Origin of the sequence: Sedimentibacter sp. B4 (assembly GCF_000309315.1) — a bacterium.
GTDB classification, from domain to species: domain Bacteria; phylum Bacillota; class Clostridia; order Tissierellales; family Sedimentibacteraceae; genus Sedimentibacter; species Sedimentibacter saalensis.
Genome location: NZ_CANG01000364.1, coordinates 1 through 224, shown reverse-complemented (window position 1 = coordinate 224; position 224 = coordinate 1). Strand labels below are relative to the sequence as shown.

The following is a 224-nucleotide window of genomic DNA, read 5'->3' as shown; positions in this document are numbered from 1 at the left end:
TGGCGGTTCGTCGCCGCCGTGATCATCGCCGCCACCGAGCCCGTCGCCGGCAACACCCCGGTCGGAGACGGCCCGGTCGTGTCCGGGTTGGTCACGATGAACCGCGCACCCGCGTTGATCAGCCGGATCGCCGTGGTGATCGCCTCGAACGAGTAGTTGCGGGTCTCGCCGAGCACCACGTACGCCGGGTTGGTGTCGGTGAGCACGAAGCCCGCACCGTGCAG

1 pseudogene is annotated in these 224 nt (G+C 69.6%); it reads right to left on the bottom strand.

The features are described 5' to 3' along the window. Positions 1-224: pseudogene (locus BN358_RS11455) on the bottom strand (TIGR01457 family HAD-type hydrolase); the annotation flags it as partial.